Here is a 23,402-nt window from a genome sequence, read left to right as displayed (position 1 = left end):
GCCTGCAAACTCGCTGGACCAACCCGGTATCATGGGATGATGACCGTACTGTTCGGAACACATCCCGAATACCTAGAACACGATACCGGTCTCTTCCATCCAGAGTCAGCAAGCCGACTTGAGGTCATCGCTACGGTGCTTGACCGTTTTCGCGATGATATCGTCACCTTCAAACCCACACCAGCAGCCACCGCCTCGGTTACTCGTGTGCACGATAGCGCGCACGTCGCCGAGATTCGCCAACTCTGCCTCATGGGTGGCGGGCCGATCGATGCCGACACCCAAGTGGGTTATCAATCCTACGATATCGCCCTGCTGGCCGCTGGCGCTGGCCTCGACGCTATCACACGTCTCCAGCAAGGAGAGGGTGACGCAGCCTTTGTCGCGGTGCGGCCTCCAGGACACCATGCAACCACTGATACGTCCATGGGGTTCTGCCTCTTTAACAACATTGCCGTAGCGGCTCAGCGACTCGTTGACCAGGGTGAGAAGGTACTCATCGTGGATATCGATGCCCATCATGGCAATGGCACGCAAGACATTTTCTACTCGCAGCCCTCTGTCCTCTATGTATCGATCCACCAGTACCCTCTGTATCCTGGTACCGGCAAGGTATTCGAGGTCGGAGAGGGCGCAGCGATCGGGACTACCATCAACATCCCGTTACCACCGCGCACCACCGGAGCAACGGCTCTCGCTGCCCTCGACACGATCGCTGCGCCAGTGATCACTACTTTTGCTCCAACCTGGCTGCTGATCTCAGCAGGTTTTGATGGCCACCGCGATGATCCGCTCACCGATCTCGGTTACGGAGCGAACGACTACTACCATCTGACTCAGTGGGCTCTCCAGTTCGTACCGCACGGGAAAACGGTGGCTTTTCTTGAGGGTGGTTACAATCTCGCTGCCTTGGCGGAATCGACGGAGGCATCCATCGAAGCGTTACTTGGTGTCTCGAGACGCCTTGATCCAGCCGACCCACCGGGAGTCGTTGAGGACGAGATCGTCTCAACCCTGGCAAGGATGCGTCAAGAGACGCTCCTGGCCCGTGGCGATGACGTGCCACCGCGTTGATGCGCCATCTCTCCGATCAGACGAACCCATAGACCAACGATAGGAATGTCCGCTGAGTGATCCCTAACCGCTTCGAACCTGTTATTCACACACTTGAACCCATTGCGGCACGATTTTCGGAGCGTGGCTTTCGGCTCTACCTTGTCGGCGGCATCATCCGTGATCTGCTTCTTGGCGACGTCGATGCCTTCACCGACGTCGACCTCACCACCGACGCTGAACCCGACGAGATACGTTCAAATCTGGCGGGGCTGGTACACTCAGTCAATCGAGCCGGTGAGCGCTTCGGGACAATCGCCTGTTCACTGCAGGACTTGCGGTTAGAGATCACGACCCACCGAGCGGAAGCCTACGTCGATACGAGTCGCAAACCCCACGTGACTTTTTCGACCTCACTCCAGGACGACCTCGCACGTCGCGACTTCACCATCAACGCTATGGCTCTCGAGCTAACCGCGAAGGAACCACGCTTGATCGACCCCTATCACGGTCTTGAAGACCTCCTTGCCCACCGTTTGCGCACACCGGTATCCCCTACCACCTCTTTTAGCGAGGACCCACTCCGTATGCTGCGGGCTGCTCGTTTCATCGCACGCTTTGATCTCGTGCCGGAACCAGAGATGCTCGAAACTATCGAACTACTCGCGCCTCGTCTCGACATTCTTTCGCGTGAAAGAATCCGCGATGAGCTGAACCGTCTGCTGACTATACCCAACCCCACCCGCGGTCTTCAATTCCTCGTCAACACTCCGCTTGCCAGCAACTTTTTGCCGGCGCTCGCCAACCTCCGCCTCGAGCAGGACCCAGTGCATCACCATAAAGACGTTCTTGCCCACACCATCGCCGTGGTGCAGAAATGCTCACCCCGCCTCCGCCTCCGCCTGGCCGCTCTCCTCCATGATATCGCCAAACCCAAGACCCGGGCGATCGGCCCCGACGGTGTCACCTTTCATTTTCACGACGTCGTCGGTGCGAGAATGACGACCGCCATCATGACAGACCTCCGCTACCCGAAAGACCTCACCCAGGAGGTCGCCAAACTCGTCGCTCTCCATCTTCGTTTCCATGGTTATGAGAATGGCTGGACCGACTCCGCCGTCCGTCGCTACGTCCGCGACGCCGGCGAGCTCTACGACGACCTCAACGAGCTCACCGTGTGTGACGCCACGACTCGCAATCAACACAAGCTTCAAGCGATGACGAGGCGAATGGAAGAGTTCAAACAACGGGTGATGCGCCTTCAGGAAGCAGAGGCCCTTGCCTCGTTGCGCCCCCCTTTGGACGGACTAGCCATCATGGAGCTGCTCCAGATCCCACCATCACCGGCCGTCGGAAAGGCCTTGGCCTTTCTCCTCGAGACCGAACTGGACGAGGGTCCACTTCAGCGAGACCAAGCCATCGAGCGCCTCCTTGCCTGGTGGCAGCAGCAGTCTCACGACGCCTAACTCAGGTTACGCACAGACTACGGGTGCTTCATCCACAACCTTATGCACAGCTGTGTACAACCCTCATCTTGAACCTCGATCAAACCCTCAATTAAGACTCAAACCCTGGGTCCACGATCGCGGAGGCGATCCGATGCAGGTCAGACAGATCAGCAAAATCGATCCTCACCACCCCTGAACCCGTCTTTTTGACCTCAATCGCCACCGAAGTCAACAACGTCTCAGAGAGCAATCGTTCTACCTCTACCACCACCGCAGGGCGGACATTGCCTACAGGCATGCCTCGATCCCCACGAGAGCTCTCTTGGAGCACGCTGGCTCCCGTACCTGGCTGAACCTCACCAGTGCTACGTCGGACGAGCTCCTCAGCTTCACGAACACTCAGAGCACCATCGACAATGGTATCCGCCAACTGCTCTTGGAGCTTGCGGTCTGGCGAACCGAGCAATGCCCGCGCATGGCCTGCCGAGAGGGAACCGTCAACCAGACGGCGTTGTACGCTCGATGGTAGTTGCAAAAGACGCAGAGCGTTCGATACCGCAGACCTACTCTTACCCACACGTTGTGCAACTACTTCATGGGTGAGACCAAAGTCATCGATCAACTGTCGATATGCAGCAGCCTCCTCCAAAGCGTTCAGATCCTCACGATGTAAATTCTCCACCACCGCTGCCTGAAGCGAAGAAAGATCATCCCGGTCCTGAATCACTGCTGGAATCGTCGTCAAGCCCGCGCGCTGCGCTGCCTGCCAGCGCCGCTCCCCCGCTACCAATTCAAACCCATCATCGTGCCGTCGCACCAGAATCGGTTGCAAGACTCCCAACTCGGCGATCGAGAGAGCAAGCGCCGCTAACCCCTCATCGGAAAAGGCCTTGCGCGGCTGGAAACGATTGGGGCGAACCATGCCGATGGGAATCTCTTGCATACCCTCAGCAAAACGCTCGCTTGGCACCGGGATTAGCGCTCCAAGCCCCTTACCCAACCCTGATTGCCTAGCCATGGGTCACTTCCTTCGCGAGATGTCGGTAGGCAATCGCCCCTCGAGACCCAGGATCGAACACCGTGATTGGCTTACCGAAGGAGGGTGCCTCGGAGAGACGAACAGTGCGTGGAATGATCGTGCTACAGACTTTATCACCACAGTACTCGCGCACCTCGCGTACCACTTGCTCAGCAAGATTCGTACGCGCGTCATACATCGTCATTACCACGTAATCAATTGTGAGGGAAGGATTGAGTGACGCCTGGATCAGCCCCACGTTCCGAAACAGTTGCGAAAGCCCCTCTAGCGCATAATATTCACACTGAATCGGAACCATCACTGTGTCTGCCGCTGACAGTGCATTGATGGTGAGCAAGCCCAACGATGGGGGACAGTCAATCACCACATAGTCAAAGTCCTCGCGCACCGCATCTAGTGCCCTGCGAAGCCGTAGCTCACGAGAGAACGCCGACACCAGCTCTATCTCCGCACCAGCTAGATCGATGGTGGCAGGGCAAAGGAAGAGGTTTGCCACCATCGTGGCCTCTACCACATTCTCCATCGGCTCGTCCTTCATCAGCACGTCGTAGACAGAGTATTCGAGCTCCCTGGGGCTCACACCCAATCCAGTGGTCGCGTTACCCTGCGGATCGAGGTCGAGCACGAGCACTCGATGGCCAAGCTCTGCGAGTGCAGCTGAGAGATTTACCGCCGTCGTTGTCTTCCCAACCCCACCCTTTTGGTTCGCCAGCGCAATCACTCTTGCTCCCTCGCTCACCACGCAACCTCCCTCACTCTATCACTACACCGTTCGGTCTGTTTCACGTGAAACCCACCATGACCTCTCACCGATCCTGTCCCACGTGGCACCGATCGAAAGAAAACCATTGACCTACCTTAGTACCTCGCTCACAAGAATACCCCTCTCCGCGAACACGGAGCTGGCCCGTCACCCTGGTGCGGTGGTCTCGCTCGTCCCACCATTACGGATCCTCAACACCCATAGATCACCCTTATCCCCGCCGAACAGCCGCAATAAGATCGTTCTACGGATGCGACGTAACTGCAGTCGGTACGCTGCCAACCTGCCTCAGTCGCGAACCCCATTTCACCTTGACAGCAAACCCATGACCTCACCGTGCACCGTTGTACAGGCTCGAACATCCCGATGCCCTGCCCACAGCCTGGGCAAACCACCCATCCTGCAGGGGACATATAGCGACCTACAGGACTGCCCTAAAGCCGCCAGTGGACCCCTCTCCGTACCGGATGCCCGCGGATGTCGACGCGTGAAGAGACTCGATCCCCACGCCTACCATCACCATCGAGATCAGTCACAGCAGTCCTGATGAGAACCTACGCCCCCTCATCACGCGCAAGCCCGTTCCCCCCGCAAACCTCCTATCGGGACAACGTTCTCAACGAGCGCATCTGGCAGTGCTAGCAACAATGGTGCAGTGTACCCACTCAGACGTACCCAGAAGGGCCCGGATCGCTTCTCCATTCCTTGCAAACCACGCCCTAAGAACGGCGGTGCGTCGGAGATCTCCCTTTGGCGTGCTCCCGTCGCACTCACCAAGACTTCCTCGCCTAGGGTAGAGGGTAGGGGAGCGCAGTCGATGGTCCTCTGCCGGGATAGTAGCCTTGCTGAGGAGGCGCACCCAGTTACCAAAGAGTCGCAGGAGGGACATACGGGACCAACCTCAAAGTACCCATAACGTCCGCTGGAATCTTCCATCGCACATCCAGCTGGTGCTGGATCAGCTTGGGTGACGGGCATTTTTCGCAAACCCGGCTCACCATGTGCCCCGAAACGCGCAATCTCTGCGATCCGGGAGCCAACCGGTCCGGGCTGCTGGTGCTCATCGATCCCCAGAGTGGGGGAGTCAAGCCTCAGCTCATCTGAGCCTTAAAACAACGGCTGCTTCCAAGCCTTACCGGATCGTCGCGGATACCGACGATCACATGCGTGGGACTTCGCGAGCACCGCAAAACTATAACGTCCTTGATAGACCTGGGATAAGCTCAACCCGAGGAGTGCAAGTCCGTCTGCTGGCCACCGCTCGCCCGTCGACTCCGGCGGTTCAGAGACGATAACCTTACCACCAGGCCGCAAAAACCCGGTGGCGACTTCGGCGGTGACCGCTGGGCTCGCAAAACTGCGCGCGGTCACGAATCCGTATCGCTCGCGATGCTCAGCGTCGTGTGCCAGCTCCTCTGCTCGACGTATGACGACGTGAGCCCGTTCCCCGAAGCCCGCCTCATCGATGGTAGTCTCTAGAAAGTTCGCTCTCTTGATCATCACTTCCACCAAGGTCAAACGAATGGATGGAAGCTCAGAAAGGAGAATAAGACTCGGTAGTCCACCTCCGCTACCAAGATCCACTCCTGACTCTTCGGCGAACCCCAAGCTCTGGAGAACTTCGACAAAAGCGTGGGAGTGGTCAAGGTGGAGATCAATATCTCCACCTATAAAACCCCACGCCTGTGCCTTATGAATCGACTCTTGCAGTCGCTCCATCATCATCGGATTCCTGACTCATTGGCCCCTCGCGGAACATCACGACGTAGCGATGCGGCTCGTCACCCTCGGAACGGGTAGCGACCTCCGCGATCTCGGCAACCGTGTCATGAATAATCTTGCGATCCGGGGCGGACATCTCTTCAAAGACCAACTCTTCACCGGTCTCACGAACCTTCGCGGCCTGATCTCGTGCGAACTTCTCGAGAGCCTCACGCCGCTTCTGGCGGTAGCCAGCGATATCCACGCCGACACGGCCAGCTCCCTCACCAGCCCGTGTCTGCACCACCGACCGCGTCACCTCTTGTACGGCGGTCAATACACTGCCGCGTGGGCCAACAAGCGAACCGAGCCCTTCACCGTTGATCTCAAGCTCCATAGACTCATCGTCGAGATGCGTTACCGTCACCTCGCCAGAAAGCCCGAACTCATGCATGAGACCGGCAAGAAACTCTTGAGCTGCATTGGCGAGCTCGACCCTACTGACTTCCTCACGCTCAGCTCGCGGCGCGGCATTCTCCTCTGATTCCACTTTCTTTGACTCCTTTGGTCTCTCGGTTCGTGGCCTCTCAGCCCTGGGCTTTTCGATTTTATCGCTCGAAGCCTCGCTGTTTGATACAGGCGATAGTGACGAGGTCGTGCCTGCGCTCTGTTGCCGTGGTTTCCTCGGCTTGCGCTCACGTTTTGGATTGGGGAACGACGGGCGGAGTCGGGCTCGAATACGCGCCGACTTCCTACCAAACCCTAGAAAACTAGAGCGTCCTTCATCCAAGACCTCAAACTCGATTTCACTCTCCTCGACACCTAAGTGCTCGAGGGCGAGTTCCTTCGCCTCATCGAGATCCTTACCAGTGGTTTCAATCCACTCCATTGCAGCAGTTAGCTCCTTGTCTCTCTATTTTTTGGCCATCACAGCCCCATCAGCTAGAAGATAGACTAGCGACGCTTTTTCTTCTTATTGGAACGATTATCCCGAGGCGCTCGCGGCTTTGGTGGATCGACTGGGCTTGCGTTGTTATCCGTCGATAGCGCCGGGGTAGCGCCAGGCAGTAATCTGCGCAGGATATTTCGTTGCGGTGATGGTCTGCGAACAATCTCCCTCGCTTCGATCACTTGGTTTTGCTTGGCCTCGGACGCCTTCCTCCGTGCCTCTATTGAATGCGATCGGAGCGTGGGGTCGTGTCGCCACATCAACTCTTGCTGCACGACTCGGAAAATACCAGAGACGAGGAAGTAGACAACGACACCAGCTGGGATGTCTAGATAGATAAAGCCAAACACCAATGTCGAGATCTGCTGGGTCTTCGACGCCATCGGGTTTGCCGCTGCCGCCGCCGGGTTCTTGCCGGTGATCTGTTTGATCTGCAGGTACTGCAGACCGACAGAGATAATGACCAAGAGATAATAGGGCAATGAGTCGAGAAAACCGAGGTGCAGATGCAACGCGGTCAGTGTGAGGTTCAGCCCCAAAAACTTCATCACGCCGTGGTCAAGCACCAAATGTTTGTACAGCAAGCTGGAATGGATGATGTACTTCGGTGAGGCGACGATCCCGTGAGCGGTCTTCACGGTGTTGGTGAGCCCTCGGATGACGTCATACATCACGATCAACAACGGAAACTGGAGCAACATCGGCAGACAGCCACCGGCAGGGGAGACTTTGTTCTCCTTAAAAAGGGCTTGCTGGGCCTCGGCTAGACCCTGGCGATCGCCCTTGAACTGCTTCTGCAGTTCCTTGATTTTTGGCTGGATCGCCTGCATCTGGAGCATTGATTTCGTACTCTTGATAGTCAACGGGGAGATCGCCACCATGACCGTGATGGTTAAGAGTGATATCGCGATGCCATAGCTCGGTATCAGTGCATACCAGAACGTGATAATGCCTGCGAGCAGGTCAAAGATCGGGCGTAGAATATCACCGAGTATGTTCATGATTCAATTTTCTCCCATGCTTTGCGACATGCGTCTTTGGAGGAACAGGGTCATAGCCACTTGATCCAAACGGATTACATCGGGCAACTCTGCGAACACCGAGCCACATCCCTTGTAGACCGCCGTATTCTTGGATCGCCTCTTTGGTATACTCGGAACAACTTGGTAGGTACCGGCAGGGGGAAGGACGACCACGTCGAACAAACTGATACCCATCAATTACCTTCACCATGAGGACCTGTAGGGGTGAGAGCTTCTTAGCGCTCATTCGTCACCTTCTTCGTACGGCAGCCGAGTCCTTCGACACACAGCCTAGTGAAGTCGTCTCTCAAACCTGCAAACGACACAGCATCACAAGGCAAGCGCGGGCTAACGAAGTAGCTTCCGGATGGAAGATCTAAACTCCGCAGCACCTCTCGAACCCTACGACGGAATCGATTCCGTTCTACCGCATTGCCAAAGCGACGCGCCACCGCTATACCTAGCCGAGGAGTTCGTGGGACATTTTGGTCAGTGTCGATGCAAGTGTCGACGAGGAAGACCACATTGATATAACGACCGCGCCACCTCTTGCCCTGGGCGAAGACGCTATCGAACTCTGCGCGGGTCCGCAATGACTCGAGTTCAACCACCCACTATGCGGAGAGACGCGCTCTTCCCTTAACACGACGGGCCTTAATGATGGCTCGACCAGCTCTCGTCGCCATTCGATGACGGAAACCATGCTTTCGCGATCGCCGACGATTGTTCGGCTGAAATGTCCTCTTCACACTAACTCCCTTACCGCCGTCCTACTCCAGACGGGTACTCAACCCGTACAGCATAGCTGCTCTCACCCAACACGGTGGTGGTCGATGCCCCTCATCGGCCATCGTGAGTCAATGAAATACCGCGAAGTGCCCAACAACCCTACAAAACTCATCTATGATGGTGCGTTACTCTGGACAGCAACAGTTTTCCACAGGTTCATATCCACAGGTTGACAACTCTGTGGATAAGAGAGGAGGGCCTCTTGCCAGAGCATGAGGATCTATGGAACAGCATCTCAGAACGCTTCCGTGACCACGTTGGTGAGGCGGCTTGGAAGACATGGTTTATCTCCATCACGCCTGTGATGATCACGACCGAGGAGGTCGTGTTGGCGACTCCTTCGCCATTGGCCAAGGAGCGACTTGAGACCAAGTACCGCGAAGTCCTTGGAACCCTCTTCTCAGAGGCGATCGGCCATCACGTTCCGGTGAAGATCCAAGTTCGAGCAAATGAAAATCTCGCTTATCGCGCTGACCGCACAGACCCCAGCATCGTCGAGGAGGACCTCTTCGGGCAGAACCGAGCTCCCGTACGACAGACAAACTCTAAGGCTCGCCTCTCAAGCGCTTTTGACCCCCGTTACACCTTTGAAGCTTTTGTGATCGGATCCTCCAACCGATTCGCCCATGCCGCATCACTTGCCGTAGCCGAGACACCGGCCGCCTCCTACAACCCGCTCTTCATTCATGGTGGTGCTGGTCTTGGCAAGACGCACCTTCTCCATGCCATTGGTAACTACCTTCGACACAACTACCGCGATAAGTACGTGAAATATGTCTCCACTGAGACCTTTCTCAATGAGTTCGTCGATGCCATTCAACGCAACAAAACCTCCGACTTCAAGGCGCGCTACCGCGAGTGTGATGTCCTCCTTGTGGATGACATCCAGTTCCTTCAGAACAAAGAGGCGATTCAGGAGGAGTTCTTCCATACCTTCAATTACCTGTACGGCGCGCAGAAACAGATCGTCCTCACCTCTGATCGATCACCCAAAGCCATCGCCACCCTCGAAGAGCGTCTACGTAGTCGATTTGCGATGGGGCTCATCACTGATGTCCAACCACCTGACCTTGAGACGCGATCCGCAATTCTCCAACGTAAGGCTGAAGACTCTGGATTCCGCCTCGACCCTTCCGTGATCGAGCTCATCGCCACCAATATCACCGACAACATTCGGGAACTCGAGGGGGCTCTTACTCGCCTCTCCGCTTACTCAAGCCTGAATCAGGTCCCTGTCACCCTCGATCTCGCCCAGATCGTCCTCTCTGATCTCATCACCAGCTCCCAGCGTCTGCAACCACGCGACCCCCGAGAGATCATCACCGTTACCGCGACCTTCTTCAATACCACCCCTATGGAACTGCTCGGACAATCCCGCAAGCGACCCATCGCGATGGCTCGCCAGATCGCGATGTACATCATGCGCGAACTCACTGAGTTGAGCTATCCCGAGATCGGTAGAGAGTTCGGAGGGCGTGACCATACCACCGTCATCCATGCTGTTCAAAAAGTGCAGAGTGTCATGCAGACCTCCATCGAGACTTTTGAACAGGTAGATCAACTTTTCAAACTTCTTCGCGATCCCTCTCGGCAACGTGGATAACTATGTGGATCTCGTGTGCACAACCCAGAAGTTTTCAACATCCCACCAGGGCGGACTTCACCATAAAGGGAGACGCACTAGGATTCTCCACATTGCTGTGGATGACACACGAGAACCTGTGTATAACAAAACCGCCTTTCATCAGGTGTAATTGAGTTTCATCCACAATCCAGAACCCCTATTACTACTATTACCTTGATATCAACTAGAAAGGATGGCCTGTGCAATTCATCTCCGACCGTGAGCCACTCACCGAGGCCCTCGCAAATGCCTCGAGAGCGTTGAGTTCTCGAGGGTCGATAACTGGTCTGCGATGGACAGTTGCAGCTGGTCTACTAGAGATCGAAGGGCGTGAGAGCGATCTTTCGATTCGGGCAACTGTGCCAGTTGATGGGGGCGATACCCGTTTCACTACCCCAGCGTCACTTGCCGTTGATCTCATGAAGTCCTTACCGGGTGATCGCGTGGAGATTGTGGTGGAGGACGCTACCGTCTCTTTCCGCTCAGGTCGGGCTGAGGTATCGTTGAACCTGCTCAATGAGTTTGAGGTCCCCCCGCTTGGAGTTGAGGATCATGCGGGCGTTACCGTACCCTCCGCTGAGTTGGCAAGCGGTATCTCACAGGTGGCGATCGCTGCCAGTCGTGACGACACCAGAGATCTGATCTATTCAGGCATGTTGTTTGCTTCATCACCAGAGGGCCTGCGGTTAGTAGCAACAGATGGGATTCGACTCGCACTTCGGGATATCGCCGGCATCAATATGTTGAGTGACTCCGACAATGGCGAGGTGGTTATCCCCACCAGAGCAGTGCGCGAGCTTGAACGCATCCTCTCGAGCTCGGCATCCGATCAACTACTCAACGTCAAGATCGGAGCACGAGAGGCGGTCTTCTCAGTTGGGGCAACGACACTTGCTACCCGCCTCATCGATGAACCATTTCGTGACTATCGACGACTAGTCGATGTTTCCTACTCACGGGTCATGCTCGCTGATCGATCACAACTCATCTCTGCGCTGCGGACCTTACGTCGAATGGCGAAGGAGGCACGCAACTCGTCGATGCTCAGGATGACCATCACCGGAACTTCGTGTGAGCTGAGTGTGAAGATTCCTCAAATCGGTCAGGTCCATGAGGTCATCGATGTGAACTTCTCAGACGAGGAGTTCACGATCAGTTTTGATCCAGACCTTCTCGCAGAGGGTATCGATGGAGTCGAGTCGGAGGTGGTCCGTTTCGAGTTTCTCGAGTCGAATCGAGCCGCTAGCATCACCAACTCAGATTCCCGATCATTCATTTACCTTTTAATGCCTATCGTACAAAAGTAAGTCGTGAAGGTACTGAGTGTAGCGATCGAGCACTTTCGTAACCTCTCCTTAACTGAACTCGACTTCGCCCAGAGGAACTTACTAGTTGGGCCGAACGGAGCAGGTAAGACGAGTGTTGCTGAGGCGGTCGTCGTGGCGCTCAACGGTCGTTCCTTTCGCACCTTTGATAATCAAACCTTCCTCCAACGAGGCAGCGAGTATTGGCGAACGCGCGCCCAAGTAGAGGTCGCAGACCACCTACCTCACCTAGTCACTATGGTTGGCAGTTCCCAACAACGCGAGCGCATTCTGCTCGATGATCAACGGGTGAGGATCGCTCAGCTCGGAGCGATGTTTCCAGTGGTTAGTTTCGTACCCGAGGACCGCGATCTGGTCGTCGGTCTCCCGACGGTACGGCGAGAGTATTTAGATAGTATTCTGGCGCGATCGAGTCAAGCGATGCAACGGACACTATCGAGAGCGAATAAGATACTGAAGCAACGACAGAATCTTATTCGGTCGAGTAGACCGGACATGGTAAGCCTCGATTTCTTCGATCAAGAACTGGCAAAATCGTCAACAATAATCGCAGATGAACGAGAACGGATGTTGGGTTTTCTATGCACGATGGTAGCGGGTTTTAATACCAATATATCGGGTGCTCATGAGGATCTTGATTTTCAATATGTAAGGAGTTGGAAGAAGGATCCCCTTGAGGATCTCATTGGAGCTCGATCGGAAGATCTTCGAAAGGGAACAACAAGTGTTGGCTTCCATCGTGATGACTTCTCGATCGAACTCAATGGACTTCAGGCGAAATCAACGGCATCTCAGGGTCAGATTCGCTCGCTCGCTATCGCGCTACGGATAGGGAGTGCCCAGTTGTTAGAACAAGAGATTGGTGAGTCGCCAATTCTCATACTCGATGACGTCTTCGCCGAGTTTGATCAGCAAAGAGCAGCGAGGTTGCTCGACCTGGTTGGGCACTATCAGACGTTTGCTACAACCACTGACCGGTTGGTCGATGCTGATGGATGGACCGTCTTTGACGTACAAGGAGGGCGCGTTGTATCTAACGCACACTAACCAAAGTCGGTCAAAGAACCCTGCTTCAATTCGAGCTGTTCTTCTGGCAGTAGTGGACGACTTACAACTTATCGATCATGCTAAGTTGGTCGAAGTTCAGGGTGTTCTTGATGGTTTATTCGGCATCGATGTGGCTCAGGGTATCGCCATCGACCTAGGAAGAAAGGGAGATATTGTAGTCACGACAACAAGAGAAATAGTACCACTAGTGAAACTGCGATCCTCGCAGTTAGCGACACAACTAGAGAGCCTTGGTTTCAGTGGACAAGTGCGTATCGTTGCTGTTCAAAAGGCACCTTGACGCCCCTCACCTAGTAGAATGAATCCAAGCGATTTTTCTTGACTAGACAGTCGTGCAAGATGAAGGAGTGAGGTGAGTGGGTGAGCGACACGGCTAGCTCTAACTACACAGCGAAGGACATCATCGTCCTCGAAGGGTTGGAGCACGTTCGGATGCGTCCGGGAATGTATATCGGGTCGACAGGACCGAGTGGACTCCACCACCTCGTCTGGGAGGTAGTCGATAATTCGGTAGACGAAGCGATGGCGGGCCAGTGTACAAAGATCGATGTCACAATCCTTGCTGATGGAGGCTGTCGTGTGATCGATGATGGTCGTGGTATTCCGACGGATGCCCATCCATCCGATCCATCGAAATCAGCTGCCGAGGTAGCGCTTACCCAGTTGAACGCGGGCGGTAAGTTTGGATCCGGCGGCTACAAAGTCAGCGGTGGGCTTCATGGGGTCGGCGTTTCGGTGGTCAATGCGCTGTCGCAACGTTTACTGCTCGAGATCGATCGGGATGGTAAGCATTACGAGATGGAGTTTGTCGATGGTGGGAAGCCAACCGGTCCACTCAAGGAGATTGGCCCCGCAAAGCGCGGTCGTCGGGGAACGACCGTGACCTTCTGGCCGGATGCCTCAATCTTTGATGAGGTGGAGTTGCAGGCGCATCGGATCATCGAGCGGCTCCAGATTATCGCCTTTCTTAACAAAGGTGTAGAGGTTCGGTTTAGGGATGAACGGGTCGGTAAGGACCCCGCCGATGTGGTGCTCAAATACGACGGTGGCATCGTTGACTTCGTCTCGCATCTCAATACCCCCAAAGATCCTCTCTTTAAGAAGGTGGGTTACTACGCAGCCTCCGAGGATGAACAGGAGGTGGAGGTCGCCTTCTCCTGGAATACTGGTTACTACGAAGCGATTCACTCGTACGCCAATGGGATCTCCACAGAGGAGGGTGGTACGCATACCGAGGGTCTCAAGAAGGCACTCACACAGGTGGTCAACAAGTACGCAAGAGCAAAGAACCTCCTCAAGGAGAAGGATGACAATCTCGCTGGTGAAGATATTCGCGAAGGAGTGACCGCTATCGTCTCAGTAAGGCTCACCAATCCCCAGTTTGAGGGTCAGACGAAGACAAAGTTGGGAAATGTTTCCATTCGATCATTGGTCGAAAAGGTAACCAATGAAAAGATGGCTGAGTGGTTTGAGGAGAATCCTCGAGAAGCTGGGGCGGTGGTCCAAAAGGCGATTCTGGCGGCACGAGCACGTGCGGCAGCTCGACAGGCTCGTGATCTCACGCGTCGTAAGTCGGGACTCGAAGGAGCTGGCCTGCCAGGCAAGTTGACCGACTGCACCTCGAAAGACCCGAAGGAATCAGAGCTGTTCATTGTCGAAGGCAACTCAGCAGGAGGCACGGCCATCAAAGGTCGAGACCCAAAAACCCAAGCCATCCTTCCTATTCGTGGAAAGATCCTGAATGTTGAACGGGCGCGCTTGGATAAGATGCTCGGAAATCAGGAGATTCAATCACTGATCGCGGCGATCGGTGCTGGCGTAGGGGAAGAATTCGACATCAAGAAGGCGAGATATCACAAGATCATTATTCTTGCTGATGCTGATCCGGATGGTTCTCATATCCGTACACTGCTCCTAACCTTCTTCTTCCGGCAGATGCGACCGCTCGTAGAGGAGGGAATGGTCTACGCTGCCCAACCTCCTCTGTACTCCACGCTCATTGGCAATGAGAAGACCTATATCAAGAACGAGGTGGAACGTCAACAGTTTCTTTCGAGCCGACCCAATCATAAGCAACCCTTCCTCCGGTTGAAGGGTCTTGGGGAGATGGACTTTGACGAGCTGAACGTCACCACGATGGCGAAGGAGCATCGTTCACTTCTCCAGATCAATGTCGAACAAGCCAGTATCGCTGATGAAGTGTGCTCAGTGTTGATGGGTGACGATGTAGAGCTTCGTCGCCGTTTCATTCAAGAGAACGCCGACGATGTTCGGTTCCTAGACTTTTAAGGAGCGGTATGCCAGACGATCCAGAGGGTTTCGAACCCACCCAAGTTCAGTTAGTAGAGTTACAGGAGGAGATGGAGCGTTCCTTCCTTGAATACTCCATGTCGGTCATCATTTCGCGTGCCTTGCCCGATGCCCGTGACGGTTTGAAGCCGGTTCACCGACGGATCCTTTACTCGATGTTCGATAACGGTTATCGACCTGATCGACCCCACGTCAAGTGTGCCAAGGTCGTTGGTGATGTGATGGGTAAATTTCACCCTCACGGTGACGCGGCTATCTACGACGCCTTGGCTCGTATGGTGCAGGACTTCTCGCTACTCCATCCCCTGATCGACGGGCATGGTAATTTTGGAGCTCCTGATCCCTCGACAGGACCTGCCGCTTCTCGCTATACCGAGTGTCGATTGGCTCCAATCGCTCTCCAGATGCTCGCTAGCATCGACGAGGAGACGGTTGACTTCGTACCGAACTATGATTCTCAATCCGTTGAGCCCTCCGTGCTTCCAGCGAGGTTCCCCAACCTCCTCGTGAATGGGTCACAAGGGATCGCGGTTGGAATGGCGACACAGATTCCGTCGCACAACTTGGCCGAAGTCGTGCAGGCGGTGATCTATGTGATCGACCACCCAGATGCGGTGGTTGACGATCTTTTGAGCATCGTTCCGGGACCTGACTTTCCTACGGGTGGTCAGATACTCGGACGCGAGGGTATTGTGGCAGCCTATCGAACAGGGAGAGGGTCGGTTCGCCTCCGAGCAGTTGCTGAGATTGAGGAAGTAAAGAATCGTTCGCAGATTGTCGTAACCGATATTCCATTCCAGACCTCCTTTGAGCAGATTGCTGAGCGCATTAAGAAGCTTGTCGAGGACAAGTTGATCGATGGTATCTCTGATGTTCAGAACTACTCCTCCGGGCGAGAGAGTCGTTTTGTGATTGAGCTCAAGCGCGACGCGAACCCAAATGTTGTCCTGAATAATCTCTATAAGCTCACCCCGTTGCAATCGAGTTTTGCGATCAACATGCTCGCCATTGTCGATGGCGTCCCGCGGACTCTCAACCTGCTCCAAGCGATCCAGGTGTACATCGACCATCAGCGTGAGGTAGTGACACGCCGGTCGGAGTATCGACTGCGAAAGGCACGTGAACGGCTGCACATCGTCGATGGCTTGTTACGCTGCATCGATCAGCTCGACGCTGTGATTCAAGCGATTCGAGGGTCAGCGGACCGGCGGGAGGCACGCGAGGTGTTGATGGCGAGCCCATTCGACTTCTCGGAGTTACAGGCCAACCACATTCTCGACATGACACTCGGGCGATTGACACGCCTGGGTCGGTCCGAACTTGAGGAGGAGTCGGTACAGCTCCATCTGTCGATCGCTGATCTAGAGGCCATCCTTGGTGATCGGGTACGTCTTGACACGATCGTCAAGGAGGAGTTGGTCGAGGCGTCGCAACCCTACGAACAGCCGCGGCGATCGCAGTTTGTCATCGATCCAGGCGAGTTCTCAGCAGAGGACCTGATCGAAGATGAGAACTTGGTGGTGATGATCTCTCGATCGGGGTACATCAAGGCGGTGCCAGAGGCGTCGTTTCGTGCGCAAAACCGTGGGGGCCGAGGAGTGGTTGGTGCCAAGGTTAAGGAGGAGGATGGTATTAGCCATCTCATTCCTTCCTCCATGCTCTCGAAGATTCTTATCTTTTCGTCGAGAGGCAAGGTCTATCAGCTCCGTGGCTACGAGCTTCCAAGGCTCGAGCGTAGCGCTCGTGGTACAGCCATGGTGAACCTGATCCCTCTTCAGGATGGGGAGTCTATCGCTGCGGTGATGGGGACAAAGGATTTTCCGGAGATGACCGACCTTGTGTTCATTACCGAACAGGGGATGATCAAGCGAACACCGATGCCCGAGTATGCTCGGTCGCGACGCGATGGATTGATAGCGATCGATCTACGTGAAGGCGATAGCCTCGTCAAGGTGATGACGGCCCACGCCGAACAGGAGGCCATGATCTTCTCGAAGGACGGGATGGTGATCCGCTTCTCCATTGAAGAGGTGCGATCAACAGGACGCGCAACGGCTGGGGTTAAGGCGATGCGCATGCGACCTAATGATCGGGTTATCGGGGGAGACATGATTGATGACGATCGTGAAGTAGTCTTGGTCACCTCCAACGGCTATGGCAAACGCATCAGCCCGCACTATTTCTCAGCACAGAAGCGTGGTGGCGCTGGTGTCCACGGGATGAAGCTGACGGCTCAAAAAGGCCATCTCGTCGCAGCGGAGTTCGTATCCAAGGACGAGCAGCTGATTATCGTGAGCTCCAATGGACAAACAATTCGCGTACGGGCGAAGTCGATCTCTGCGCAAGGAAAAATCGCTACCGGGGTCAAGTTGATGACCCTCCAGGGTTCCGAGGTGATCTCTTCGGTAGGGGTCGTGCAGGATTCAGAGATAGAGGATGAGACCTAGGTTCTTGGACTTCCTACTGGGTTCCTGGCGAGGCTGAGGGCACATAGAGGTAGCGGCAACGAGGCGAGGATGGCGATAGAGAGGCACAAGGAACGAAAATGATGGGAGAACTCGATCCTCGGATCCAGTTACAAGGTCCATTGAACTTTCGCGACCTTGGCGGTTACCCAACCATTACCGAGCGACGTGTTCGCCTGGGTCTGGTGTATCGTGCGGATAACTTAGCGCAGTTGACAAGCTCTGACATCGATCGTCTTGGAGGGCTCGGTCTCCGTACCGTGATCGACCTGCGCAGTAGTGAGGAGGTTGATCGACTCGGTCGTTTTCCCGTTGACGAGTATCCATCACCATTGACCTATGCCCATCTCTCGTTGGTGGAAGACGTGGTTGGTGTGCACAGTCCCGGCGTGGATGACCAAACGTACATCAATACCCGCTATCTGCATCTGTTGGAACGCGGCGCGGATGCTATCGTAGCGAGTTTCCACCTCTTTGCGCTTCCCACGAGCTACCCGCTCGTCTTCCACTGCGTTGCCGGCAAGGATCGGACGGGATTGATTGCCGCCTTGCTGCTCGACCTCCTTGGCGTACCAGATGAGAGTATCGCACGGGACTATCAGTTGACGGATAGGGCGACCAAGGCATGGTTTGATCGCATGCGAAGTACACAACCGCAAGAGCTTGAGGTCATACAGCAGATCCCTGCAGTGTTGTTCTCCTCCAATCCGGAGACGATCCTCGCAGTACTGGAGCGGATTCGAAGTTCAGCTGGATCAATCGAGGAGTGGTTGCGGGCGCAGGGCATCGCTGATGATGAGATTGATTCGATTCGCAATCTACTGTTGACTGAGCAAGAGAAGCAACCTTATTGTTGATGGCTTACCATCAATCTCTTCGACTGCGATCGATCAGCAAGCTCGATAGGGCATTGACGACATCGTAGATAGGGTGAGGAACTCCGGCCTGTTTATTGGTTGTTCTCTGGATGCGAGCTAACGAACAACAGTTGTCGGTGAACCGAACATCCAGAGACCGCTCGTGGAACGAAGAAATGATATGCCTGTATCTAGTCGTTCTATTATCGGGCGTTCGGCTCGAGTAGATCTTGAAGGGATCGATTTTAACTCCTTCGAGACGCAACCGTTAGCAGTGGAAACGCTCCGTTGCCTCCGTTACATGTGCGATGTTGAGAGTCATACAATCTGCTATCTTCGAGAGATCTTGGCCACGAGCGCGCATCGCGATCCAGATATCACCGCGTTCCTCGCTTGCTGGAACTACGAGGAATTTTGGCATGGAGAAGCACTTGGTCAGGTGCTCGAACTGCACCGATTACCGGGAGCTAAAGAGTCAGCACAAGACCTTCGTCGTGAGCGAAAATGGCTTGATGAACTACGACTATTGACCTTCAATATTGGGTCGTTGATCGCAGACGATTTTGTTGCAATCCAGATGTGTTGGGGTGCGATCAACGAGTTGACTGCCCAGGCGGCGTACGCAAGAATGATCGCCAAAGCCCAACACCCGGAGCTCTCTGAACTCGTTCGTCGGATCATGAAACAGGAGGGTAGACACCTTGACTTCTATGAGGGTGAGGCTCGGAAACGTCTCTTGAAGAGCAGACGTGCGCAGCGTCTGGCTCGATTCGCCCTCACCAAGTTCTGGGCCCCAGTGGGTAGTGGAGTTGTCTCCAATAGCGAAGTCGCTCATATGGCATCCTATCTATTCGCCGATGAAGAGGGTCTGGTAGCCGCACAAAGGGTCGACCGGAAATTTTCGCGACTACCGGGTCTTGACGGGCTCACCTTGCTCGAGACCGCGGCGCGCCGTGGCGGCAAAGCAGCAGCTCTCCGCCAGTGAGGCTTCTGCGGAAACGGTGATTGGATCTGACGAGAGGCTTCCTGATCTCCACCGGGCTGCGAAAGGTTCACCAGTGACAATTCGCACCTACCTGACTGGTCAAACGACCATTGGAGGTGCGAATCGATACGACTCCGCGAGGCGTGAATGCGCAGACACAAAGTAGTACTATCGATGCACCCTCTTATGAATCGCGCGACTTGCGCCTGTATCGCTAGGACCAGCATGCCGGGTTCGTGAAGCTTCCCACGCGCCACGTGTGAGCGTTCGCGAAAACTCTAGTATCTCTCGGCAGAGATTCGAGCGCTCGCATGGGGTAGAGGTTGCGGTGATTGGTCTGCGGCTGGACGCTCTGGAAGGGACGTTCCCCGCCTACTCTTGAGCGTCGTGATCGCGGCGATGGCGGTCGAGCTGACGATCTTGGGTGTCAATCCGATTAGCACCATGGTGCTCGCATCGGCGATTGCCTTGGCAGACTACGCGATCAGGAAGGCCCCCTTGGAGATCAGGAGAAGACAGAGATAGCTCTCCCAGATGGAGCGAACGGCCGCAGCGAAGGTATCGCATGGGTCGTAGAGCGTGTTGGTAGTGACCGAGAGGGTATCCATGGGTAACGGTTGTCACGGAGCCTCGCTCTCCCAGAGGTAGCCCAGTCCAGCTCTGGACCGGAGGTATTGGCTGGATGGACCCAACTTGGTTCGCAGTCGATTGACGTACACACGTACATGGTGCGGGTCGTCGTAGCCCTCTCCCCAGAGGGTCGTCAGGAGGAGCTGATGCGTGCAGAGACGCCGTTGATTTTCAACCAAGAACCGTAGGAGATCAAATTCTCGCGGCGTGAGTCGGATCTCACCTTGGACATCGTCGATCACGCGACGTTTTGCGAGGTCGATCACCAATCCTGGCGCAGCGGTTATCTCGGTGACCATCGGAGCGGCTAGGTCCATGCGGCGCTCCAGTGCGCGTAGTCGAGCTTCGAACTCGCTCAACCCGAAGGGCTTGGTGACATAGTCATCGGCACCACGGTCGAGGGCTTTGACTTTGGTGTGTTCATCGCCTGCCGCTGAGAGGACGACAAGGCCCTTCTTGTGATAGCGACGTAGCTCTGCAACGAGGGTCACGCCATCGATGTCCGGTAGACCAAGGTCGACGACCAAAAGATCAGGATGATCCTGGATGGCCCGAGCCAGTCCATCCAGACCCCGCAGGGCAACGGTGACGTCATAGCCCGCGGCGCTCAATCCAATGCGGAGCACTCTACTGAGTGCTGGGTCATCGTCGATGATAAGAACGGAGGTCATGGTTGCCTTGGGAGCGTGAAGGTGAAGGTCGTTCCGCTCTCTGTCGTATGCACTGAGAGCTGACCATGGTGGGCCTCGATGAAGGATCGTGCAATTGCAAGGCCTAATCCACTGCGCCCACTCTTGCCTACGGCATGGAACCACTCAAAGAGCCGTATCTGATCTGCACCCTCGACGAGTCGGCCGGTATCGTGGATGTGGACGACAAAGAACGCCTTGTCGAGTTCGATCGCTACCTGGACCACGTCACCGATTGGCGAGTGACGGACAGCATTATCGAGCAGATTCCAGATCACCTCGCGTACCAACCCAACGTCAACCCGAGCCAGGGGTAGTTCAGGCGGTGCAGAGAGGTCGAGCTTTGATTCGACCGAGAGAAAATCGATACCCATTGCTACCTCTTGGATTAACTCGATCAGGTTCACCGACCGATACTGGAGATGAAAGGCGCCGGCCTCGATTCGCGTGACATTGAGTAGATCACTGACCAACTGAATAGATCGGTCGATTTGGCTGAGTGCGGTATCCAGGAGCTGTTCGCGCTCGTGTGGTTCGAGGCCATCACCGAATTCGTTGAGCGCGGTGGTGGCGGTCTTGATGCCAGCAAGTGGTGTCAACAGGTCATGGGACACCGTTCTCAGGAGGGAGGCGCGCCAACCGTCGATCTGTTGGAGCGTATCGAGTTTGAGGCGCGTCTCATGGAGCTGTGTTCGCTCAAGGGCGGCAGATATCTGGTTGGCTACCACATTCAGTGCCTGCACGAGGCTATCAGGCAGGTCATCGCTCCAGATCACCAGGAACCCGAAGTTGTCGCTGAGCGTCGATAAGGCAAAGGAGCGGACTCGTATTCCCTCAATGGTGATCTCCCCACTCCGAGCCATGCCGTTTGATCCAACAAAGGCGCTGGCTATCGAGGTGGCCATCTGGTGGTCGCCGACGATGTTCGCCGGTCGGAGCAGGTTGTCTGTTGGGCGCAACGCCATCGCCCCTTGGAGATCCAGGAGCTGAACGATCTGTTCAGTGGCGCTTCGCCACACACCCTCAAGGGAGCGCTCACTGATGAGCGTAGCGGGAAGATTGGCCAGTTGTTCGAGAATATGCGCCTGGTAGAGGGCGCGCTCTCTTTGGAGTCGGAAGCGACGGTCAATCAGGACAGTGACGAGACCGACCAAAGCATAGACACCAAGGGGTATCCAATTTGACGCTACCCCTACAGCGAGGGTGCCATAAGGAGGGATAAAAAAGAGATCGTAGGCGCCAAAACCAGCAAGGGTGGCGACTACTCCGGCCGAGATGCCGCCAACGGCGATGCTGGCCACCAGAGGGACGACAAGAATGAGCGCGATGGATGCGGGTGGGAGATGCGTGCGCAATGGTACCAGCAGCGCCGAAAACACACCGATCATGAAAATACTGAGACCCGATCCAAGCAACGCTGATCGGTCGTGTGCTGTGATCGCTCTACCCATCATATTCTGTCCACCGCCCCTAGTATAGAGATCGTATCATTGTCGACTTGGAGATAGACCGAGGTATGTCGAGCGTGGAACAATCCGCAAGCAATGAGGTCGAGGCTGCCGGTCGATTTCGTATCTATCTGGGGGCGATGGCGGGGGTGGGTAAGACCTGCGCCATGTTGGACGAGGGTTGGCGGCGGATGCAACGCGGTGCCGATGTGGTGATCGGGTTGGTTGAGACCCATGGGCGGGTCCACACCCAGGAGCTGATCCGCGAGATTCCTGTGATTCCCCAACGGGTGGTGACCTACCAAGGGCGTCAATTCATGGAGATGGACACCGCGGCGGTTGTGGCTCGTCATCCTGATGTGGTGCTGGTGGATGAGCTCGCACATACCAATATTCCAGGATCCGGACCACATGAAAAGCGTTATGAGGATGTGCTTGATCTGCTGAATGCGGGAATCGATGTCATCGCAACTCTGAACGTGCAACATATCGAGAGCATCGCCGGTGCGGTTGAGGAGATGCTCGGAGTCCGAATCTCCGAGCGGGTACCGGACTGGGTGGTACGCCAAGCCGATCAGCTCGAGCTGATCGACTCCTCCCCACAGCAACTGCGGCGGCGAATGCTTCACGGCAACATCTACCCCGAGTCGAAGATCCAGTCGGCACTTGACAACTTCTTCACCACGCAGAATCTGACCGCCCTGCGAGAGTTGGCCCTGCGTTTTGTGGCTGACGAAGCGGACGAAGATCTGCTCTTGTCGTTCGCAAACCGACAGGGTCGGAGAGTTTTTGAGACGAGAGAGCGTTACTTGGTGGGATTGAGCCTCTCGCCGGAGACTCCACGGGTTCTTCGTCGGGCGGCGAGGATGGCGGCTCGATCTAAGGCGGACCTGCGCTCGTTGTTGATCATGCCCGACACCGACATATCGGAGTCGGCTTCCCGGGAGATCGAGGCGCTCAGGAAGTTGAGCCATGATCTTGGGGTTGTCTTCTTGGAGAAGTACGGTACCAAGGTGGCCGATGTCATGGTTGAGACCGCGCTCGAGCATCAGATCACCCAGATTGTCATCGGTGCCTCAAAGCGTTCTCGGCGCGATGAACTGTTGAAGGGTTCTATCGTCAATCAGGTCCTTCGTAAAGTCGGTCCGCTGGGCATTGATGTCCATGTGATCGGGATCCGCGACTATGACCCAGGACTTGCTGAGATTGACGACAACTAGGCGGGGTCGCCTAGTTG

Annotated in this window: 22 protein-coding genes; 11 read left to right on the top strand and 11 right to left on the bottom strand. The window is 55.4% G+C overall.

What is annotated here, in order from left to right; translation table 11 throughout:
- Positions 1 to 36: 36 nt before the first annotated feature.
- Together M7439_RS10705 and M7439_RS10700 are read left to right on the top strand one after the other, a co-directional pair.
- Positions 37 to 1,074: a histone deacetylase gene (locus M7439_RS10705; protein ID WP_308464492.1), complete on the top strand. Its 1,038-nt coding sequence runs from the start codon at positions 37 to 39 to the stop codon at positions 1,072 to 1,074.
- Positions 1,075 to 1,130: 56 nt separating this feature from the next.
- Complete coding sequence (locus M7439_RS10700; protein ID WP_298342720.1) at positions 1,131 to 2,519, top strand: CCA tRNA nucleotidyltransferase; 1,389 nt, start codon at positions 1,131 to 1,133, stop codon at positions 2,517 to 2,519.
- A gap of 91 nt (positions 2,520 to 2,610) precedes the next feature.
- On the opposite strand, the gene M7439_RS10695 is transcribed toward M7439_RS10700, so the two are convergent.
- The 8 genes from M7439_RS10695 to rpmH form a co-directional block, all read right to left on the bottom strand.
- Positions 2,611 to 3,519, bottom strand: coding sequence for a ParB/RepB/Spo0J family partition protein (locus tag M7439_RS10695; protein WP_298342717.1), 909 nt, complete (start codon positions 3,517 to 3,519; stop codon positions 2,611 to 2,613).
- Positions 3,512 to 4,279 carry a ParA family protein gene (locus M7439_RS10690; RefSeq protein WP_298342901.1) on the bottom strand — a complete coding sequence of 256 codons (768 nt, stop codon included), beginning with the start codon at positions 4,277 to 4,279 and terminating at the stop codon, positions 3,512 to 3,514. The genes M7439_RS10695 and M7439_RS10690 overlap by 8 nt, the downstream gene beginning before the upstream one ends.
- A gap of 1,131 nt (positions 4,280 to 5,410) precedes the next feature.
- Positions 5,411 to 6,028, bottom strand: coding sequence for an RsmG family class I SAM-dependent methyltransferase (locus M7439_RS10685; RefSeq protein WP_308464491.1), 618 nt, complete (start codon positions 6,026 to 6,028; stop codon positions 5,411 to 5,413).
- Positions 5,994 to 6,893 carry an RNA-binding cell elongation regulator Jag/EloR gene (gene jag / locus M7439_RS10680; protein WP_298342712.1) on the bottom strand — a complete coding sequence of 300 codons (900 nt, stop codon included), beginning with the start codon at positions 6,891 to 6,893 and terminating at the stop codon, positions 5,994 to 5,996. Before jag ends, M7439_RS10685 begins: the two co-directional genes overlap by 35 nt.
- 65 nt (positions 6,894 to 6,958) lie before the next feature.
- Complete coding sequence (locus M7439_RS10675; protein WP_298342709.1) at positions 6,959 to 7,954, bottom strand: YidC/Oxa1 family membrane protein insertase; 996 nt, start codon at positions 7,952 to 7,954, stop codon at positions 6,959 to 6,961.
- Complete coding sequence (gene yidD / locus M7439_RS13135) at positions 7,938 to 8,186, bottom strand: membrane protein insertion efficiency factor YidD (protein ID WP_366525211.1); 249 nt, start codon at positions 8,184 to 8,186, stop codon at positions 7,938 to 7,940. The genes M7439_RS10675 and yidD overlap by 17 nt, the downstream gene beginning before the upstream one ends.
- 25 nt (positions 8,187 to 8,211) lie before the next feature.
- Complete coding sequence (gene rnpA / locus M7439_RS13130; protein WP_366525209.1) at positions 8,212 to 8,586, bottom strand: ribonuclease P protein component; 375 nt, start codon at positions 8,584 to 8,586, stop codon at positions 8,212 to 8,214.
- Positions 8,587 to 8,589: 3 nt separating this feature from the next.
- The gene (gene rpmH / locus M7439_RS10670) at positions 8,590 to 8,724 is read right to left on the bottom strand and encodes a 50S ribosomal protein L34 (RefSeq protein ID WP_298338309.1); all 135 of its coding nucleotides are present in this window, start codon (positions 8,722 to 8,724) and stop codon (positions 8,590 to 8,592) included.
- Between the two features lie 242 nt (positions 8,725 to 8,966).
- On the opposite strand from rpmH, the gene dnaA reads away from it, so the two are divergent.
- The 8 genes from dnaA (at position 8,967) to M7439_RS10630 (ending at position 19,398) form a co-directional block, all read left to right on the top strand.
- The gene (gene dnaA / locus M7439_RS10665) at positions 8,967 to 10,367 is read left to right on the top strand and encodes a chromosomal replication initiator protein DnaA (RefSeq protein WP_298342708.1); all 1,401 of its coding nucleotides are present in this window, start codon (positions 8,967 to 8,969) and stop codon (positions 10,365 to 10,367) included.
- A 221-nt stretch (positions 10,368 to 10,588) separates the two neighbouring features.
- On the top strand, positions 10,589 to 11,695 hold the full coding sequence (dnaN, locus tag M7439_RS10660) for a DNA polymerase III subunit beta (protein ID WP_298338305.1): 1,107 nt from the start codon (positions 10,589 to 10,591) through the stop codon (positions 11,693 to 11,695).
- A 3-nt stretch (positions 11,696 to 11,698) separates the two neighbouring features.
- Positions 11,699 to 12,760 carry a DNA replication/repair protein RecF gene (gene recF, locus M7439_RS10655; RefSeq protein ID WP_298342705.1) on the top strand — a complete coding sequence of 354 codons (1,062 nt, stop codon included), beginning with the start codon at positions 11,699 to 11,701 and terminating at the stop codon, positions 12,758 to 12,760.
- Entirely contained in the window at positions 12,741 to 13,061 is a 321-nt protein-coding gene (locus M7439_RS10650; RefSeq protein WP_298342702.1) for a hypothetical protein, read from the top strand. Before recF ends, M7439_RS10650 begins: the two co-directional genes overlap by 20 nt.
- 80 nt (positions 13,062 to 13,141) lie before the next feature.
- Entirely contained in the window at positions 13,142 to 15,070 is a 1,929-nt protein-coding gene (locus M7439_RS10645) for a type IIA DNA topoisomerase subunit B (protein ID WP_298342700.1), read from the top strand.
- Positions 15,071 to 15,078: 8 nt separating this feature from the next.
- Positions 15,079 to 17,538 (top strand): DNA gyrase subunit A, encoded by a 2,460-nt coding sequence (gene gyrA, locus M7439_RS10640; RefSeq protein WP_298342697.1) that lies wholly within the window; start codon positions 15,079 to 15,081, stop codon positions 17,536 to 17,538.
- Positions 17,539 to 17,636: 98 nt separating this feature from the next.
- Positions 17,637 to 18,413, top strand: coding sequence for a tyrosine-protein phosphatase (locus M7439_RS10635; RefSeq protein ID WP_298342694.1), 777 nt, complete (start codon positions 17,637 to 17,639; stop codon positions 18,411 to 18,413).
- Between the two features lie 181 nt (positions 18,414 to 18,594).
- Positions 18,595 to 19,398, top strand: coding sequence for a ferritin-like domain-containing protein (locus M7439_RS10630; RefSeq protein ID WP_298342690.1), 804 nt, complete (start codon positions 18,595 to 18,597; stop codon positions 19,396 to 19,398).
- Positions 19,399 to 19,874: 476 nt separating this feature from the next.
- Here the strand turns inward: M7439_RS10630 and M7439_RS10625 are convergent, their stop codons facing one another.
- Genes M7439_RS10625 through M7439_RS10615 form a run of 3 tightly spaced genes read right to left on the bottom strand, consistent with a single transcriptional unit; the run spans position 19,875 to position 22,171 of the window.
- Positions 19,875 to 20,006, bottom strand: coding sequence for a hypothetical protein (locus M7439_RS10625; RefSeq protein WP_298342688.1), 132 nt, complete (start codon positions 20,004 to 20,006; stop codon positions 19,875 to 19,877).
- Between the two features lie 12 nt (positions 20,007 to 20,018).
- Positions 20,019 to 20,699 (bottom strand): response regulator transcription factor, encoded by a 681-nt coding sequence (locus M7439_RS10620; protein WP_298342685.1) that lies wholly within the window; start codon positions 20,697 to 20,699, stop codon positions 20,019 to 20,021.
- A complete protein-coding gene (locus M7439_RS10615; RefSeq protein WP_298342682.1) occupies positions 20,696 to 22,171 on the bottom strand; it encodes an ATP-binding protein in 1,476 nt (491 codons plus the stop codon). The genes M7439_RS10620 and M7439_RS10615 overlap by 4 nt, the downstream gene beginning before the upstream one ends.
- Before the next feature lie 62 nt (positions 22,172 to 22,233).
- On the opposite strand from M7439_RS10615, the gene M7439_RS10610 reads away from it, so the two are divergent.
- Complete coding sequence (locus M7439_RS10610) at positions 22,234 to 23,385, top strand: universal stress protein (RefSeq protein WP_298442444.1); 1,152 nt, start codon at positions 22,234 to 22,236, stop codon at positions 23,383 to 23,385.
- Positions 23,386 to 23,402 lie beyond the last annotated feature (17 nt).

Origin of the sequence: Ferrimicrobium sp., from assembly GCF_027319265.1 — a bacterium.
GTDB lineage: Bacteria > Actinomycetota > Acidimicrobiia > Acidimicrobiales > Acidimicrobiaceae > Ferrimicrobium.
The sequence above is the reverse complement of the archived record's forward strand: the minus strand, read 5'-3'. Positions and strand labels throughout refer to the sequence as shown.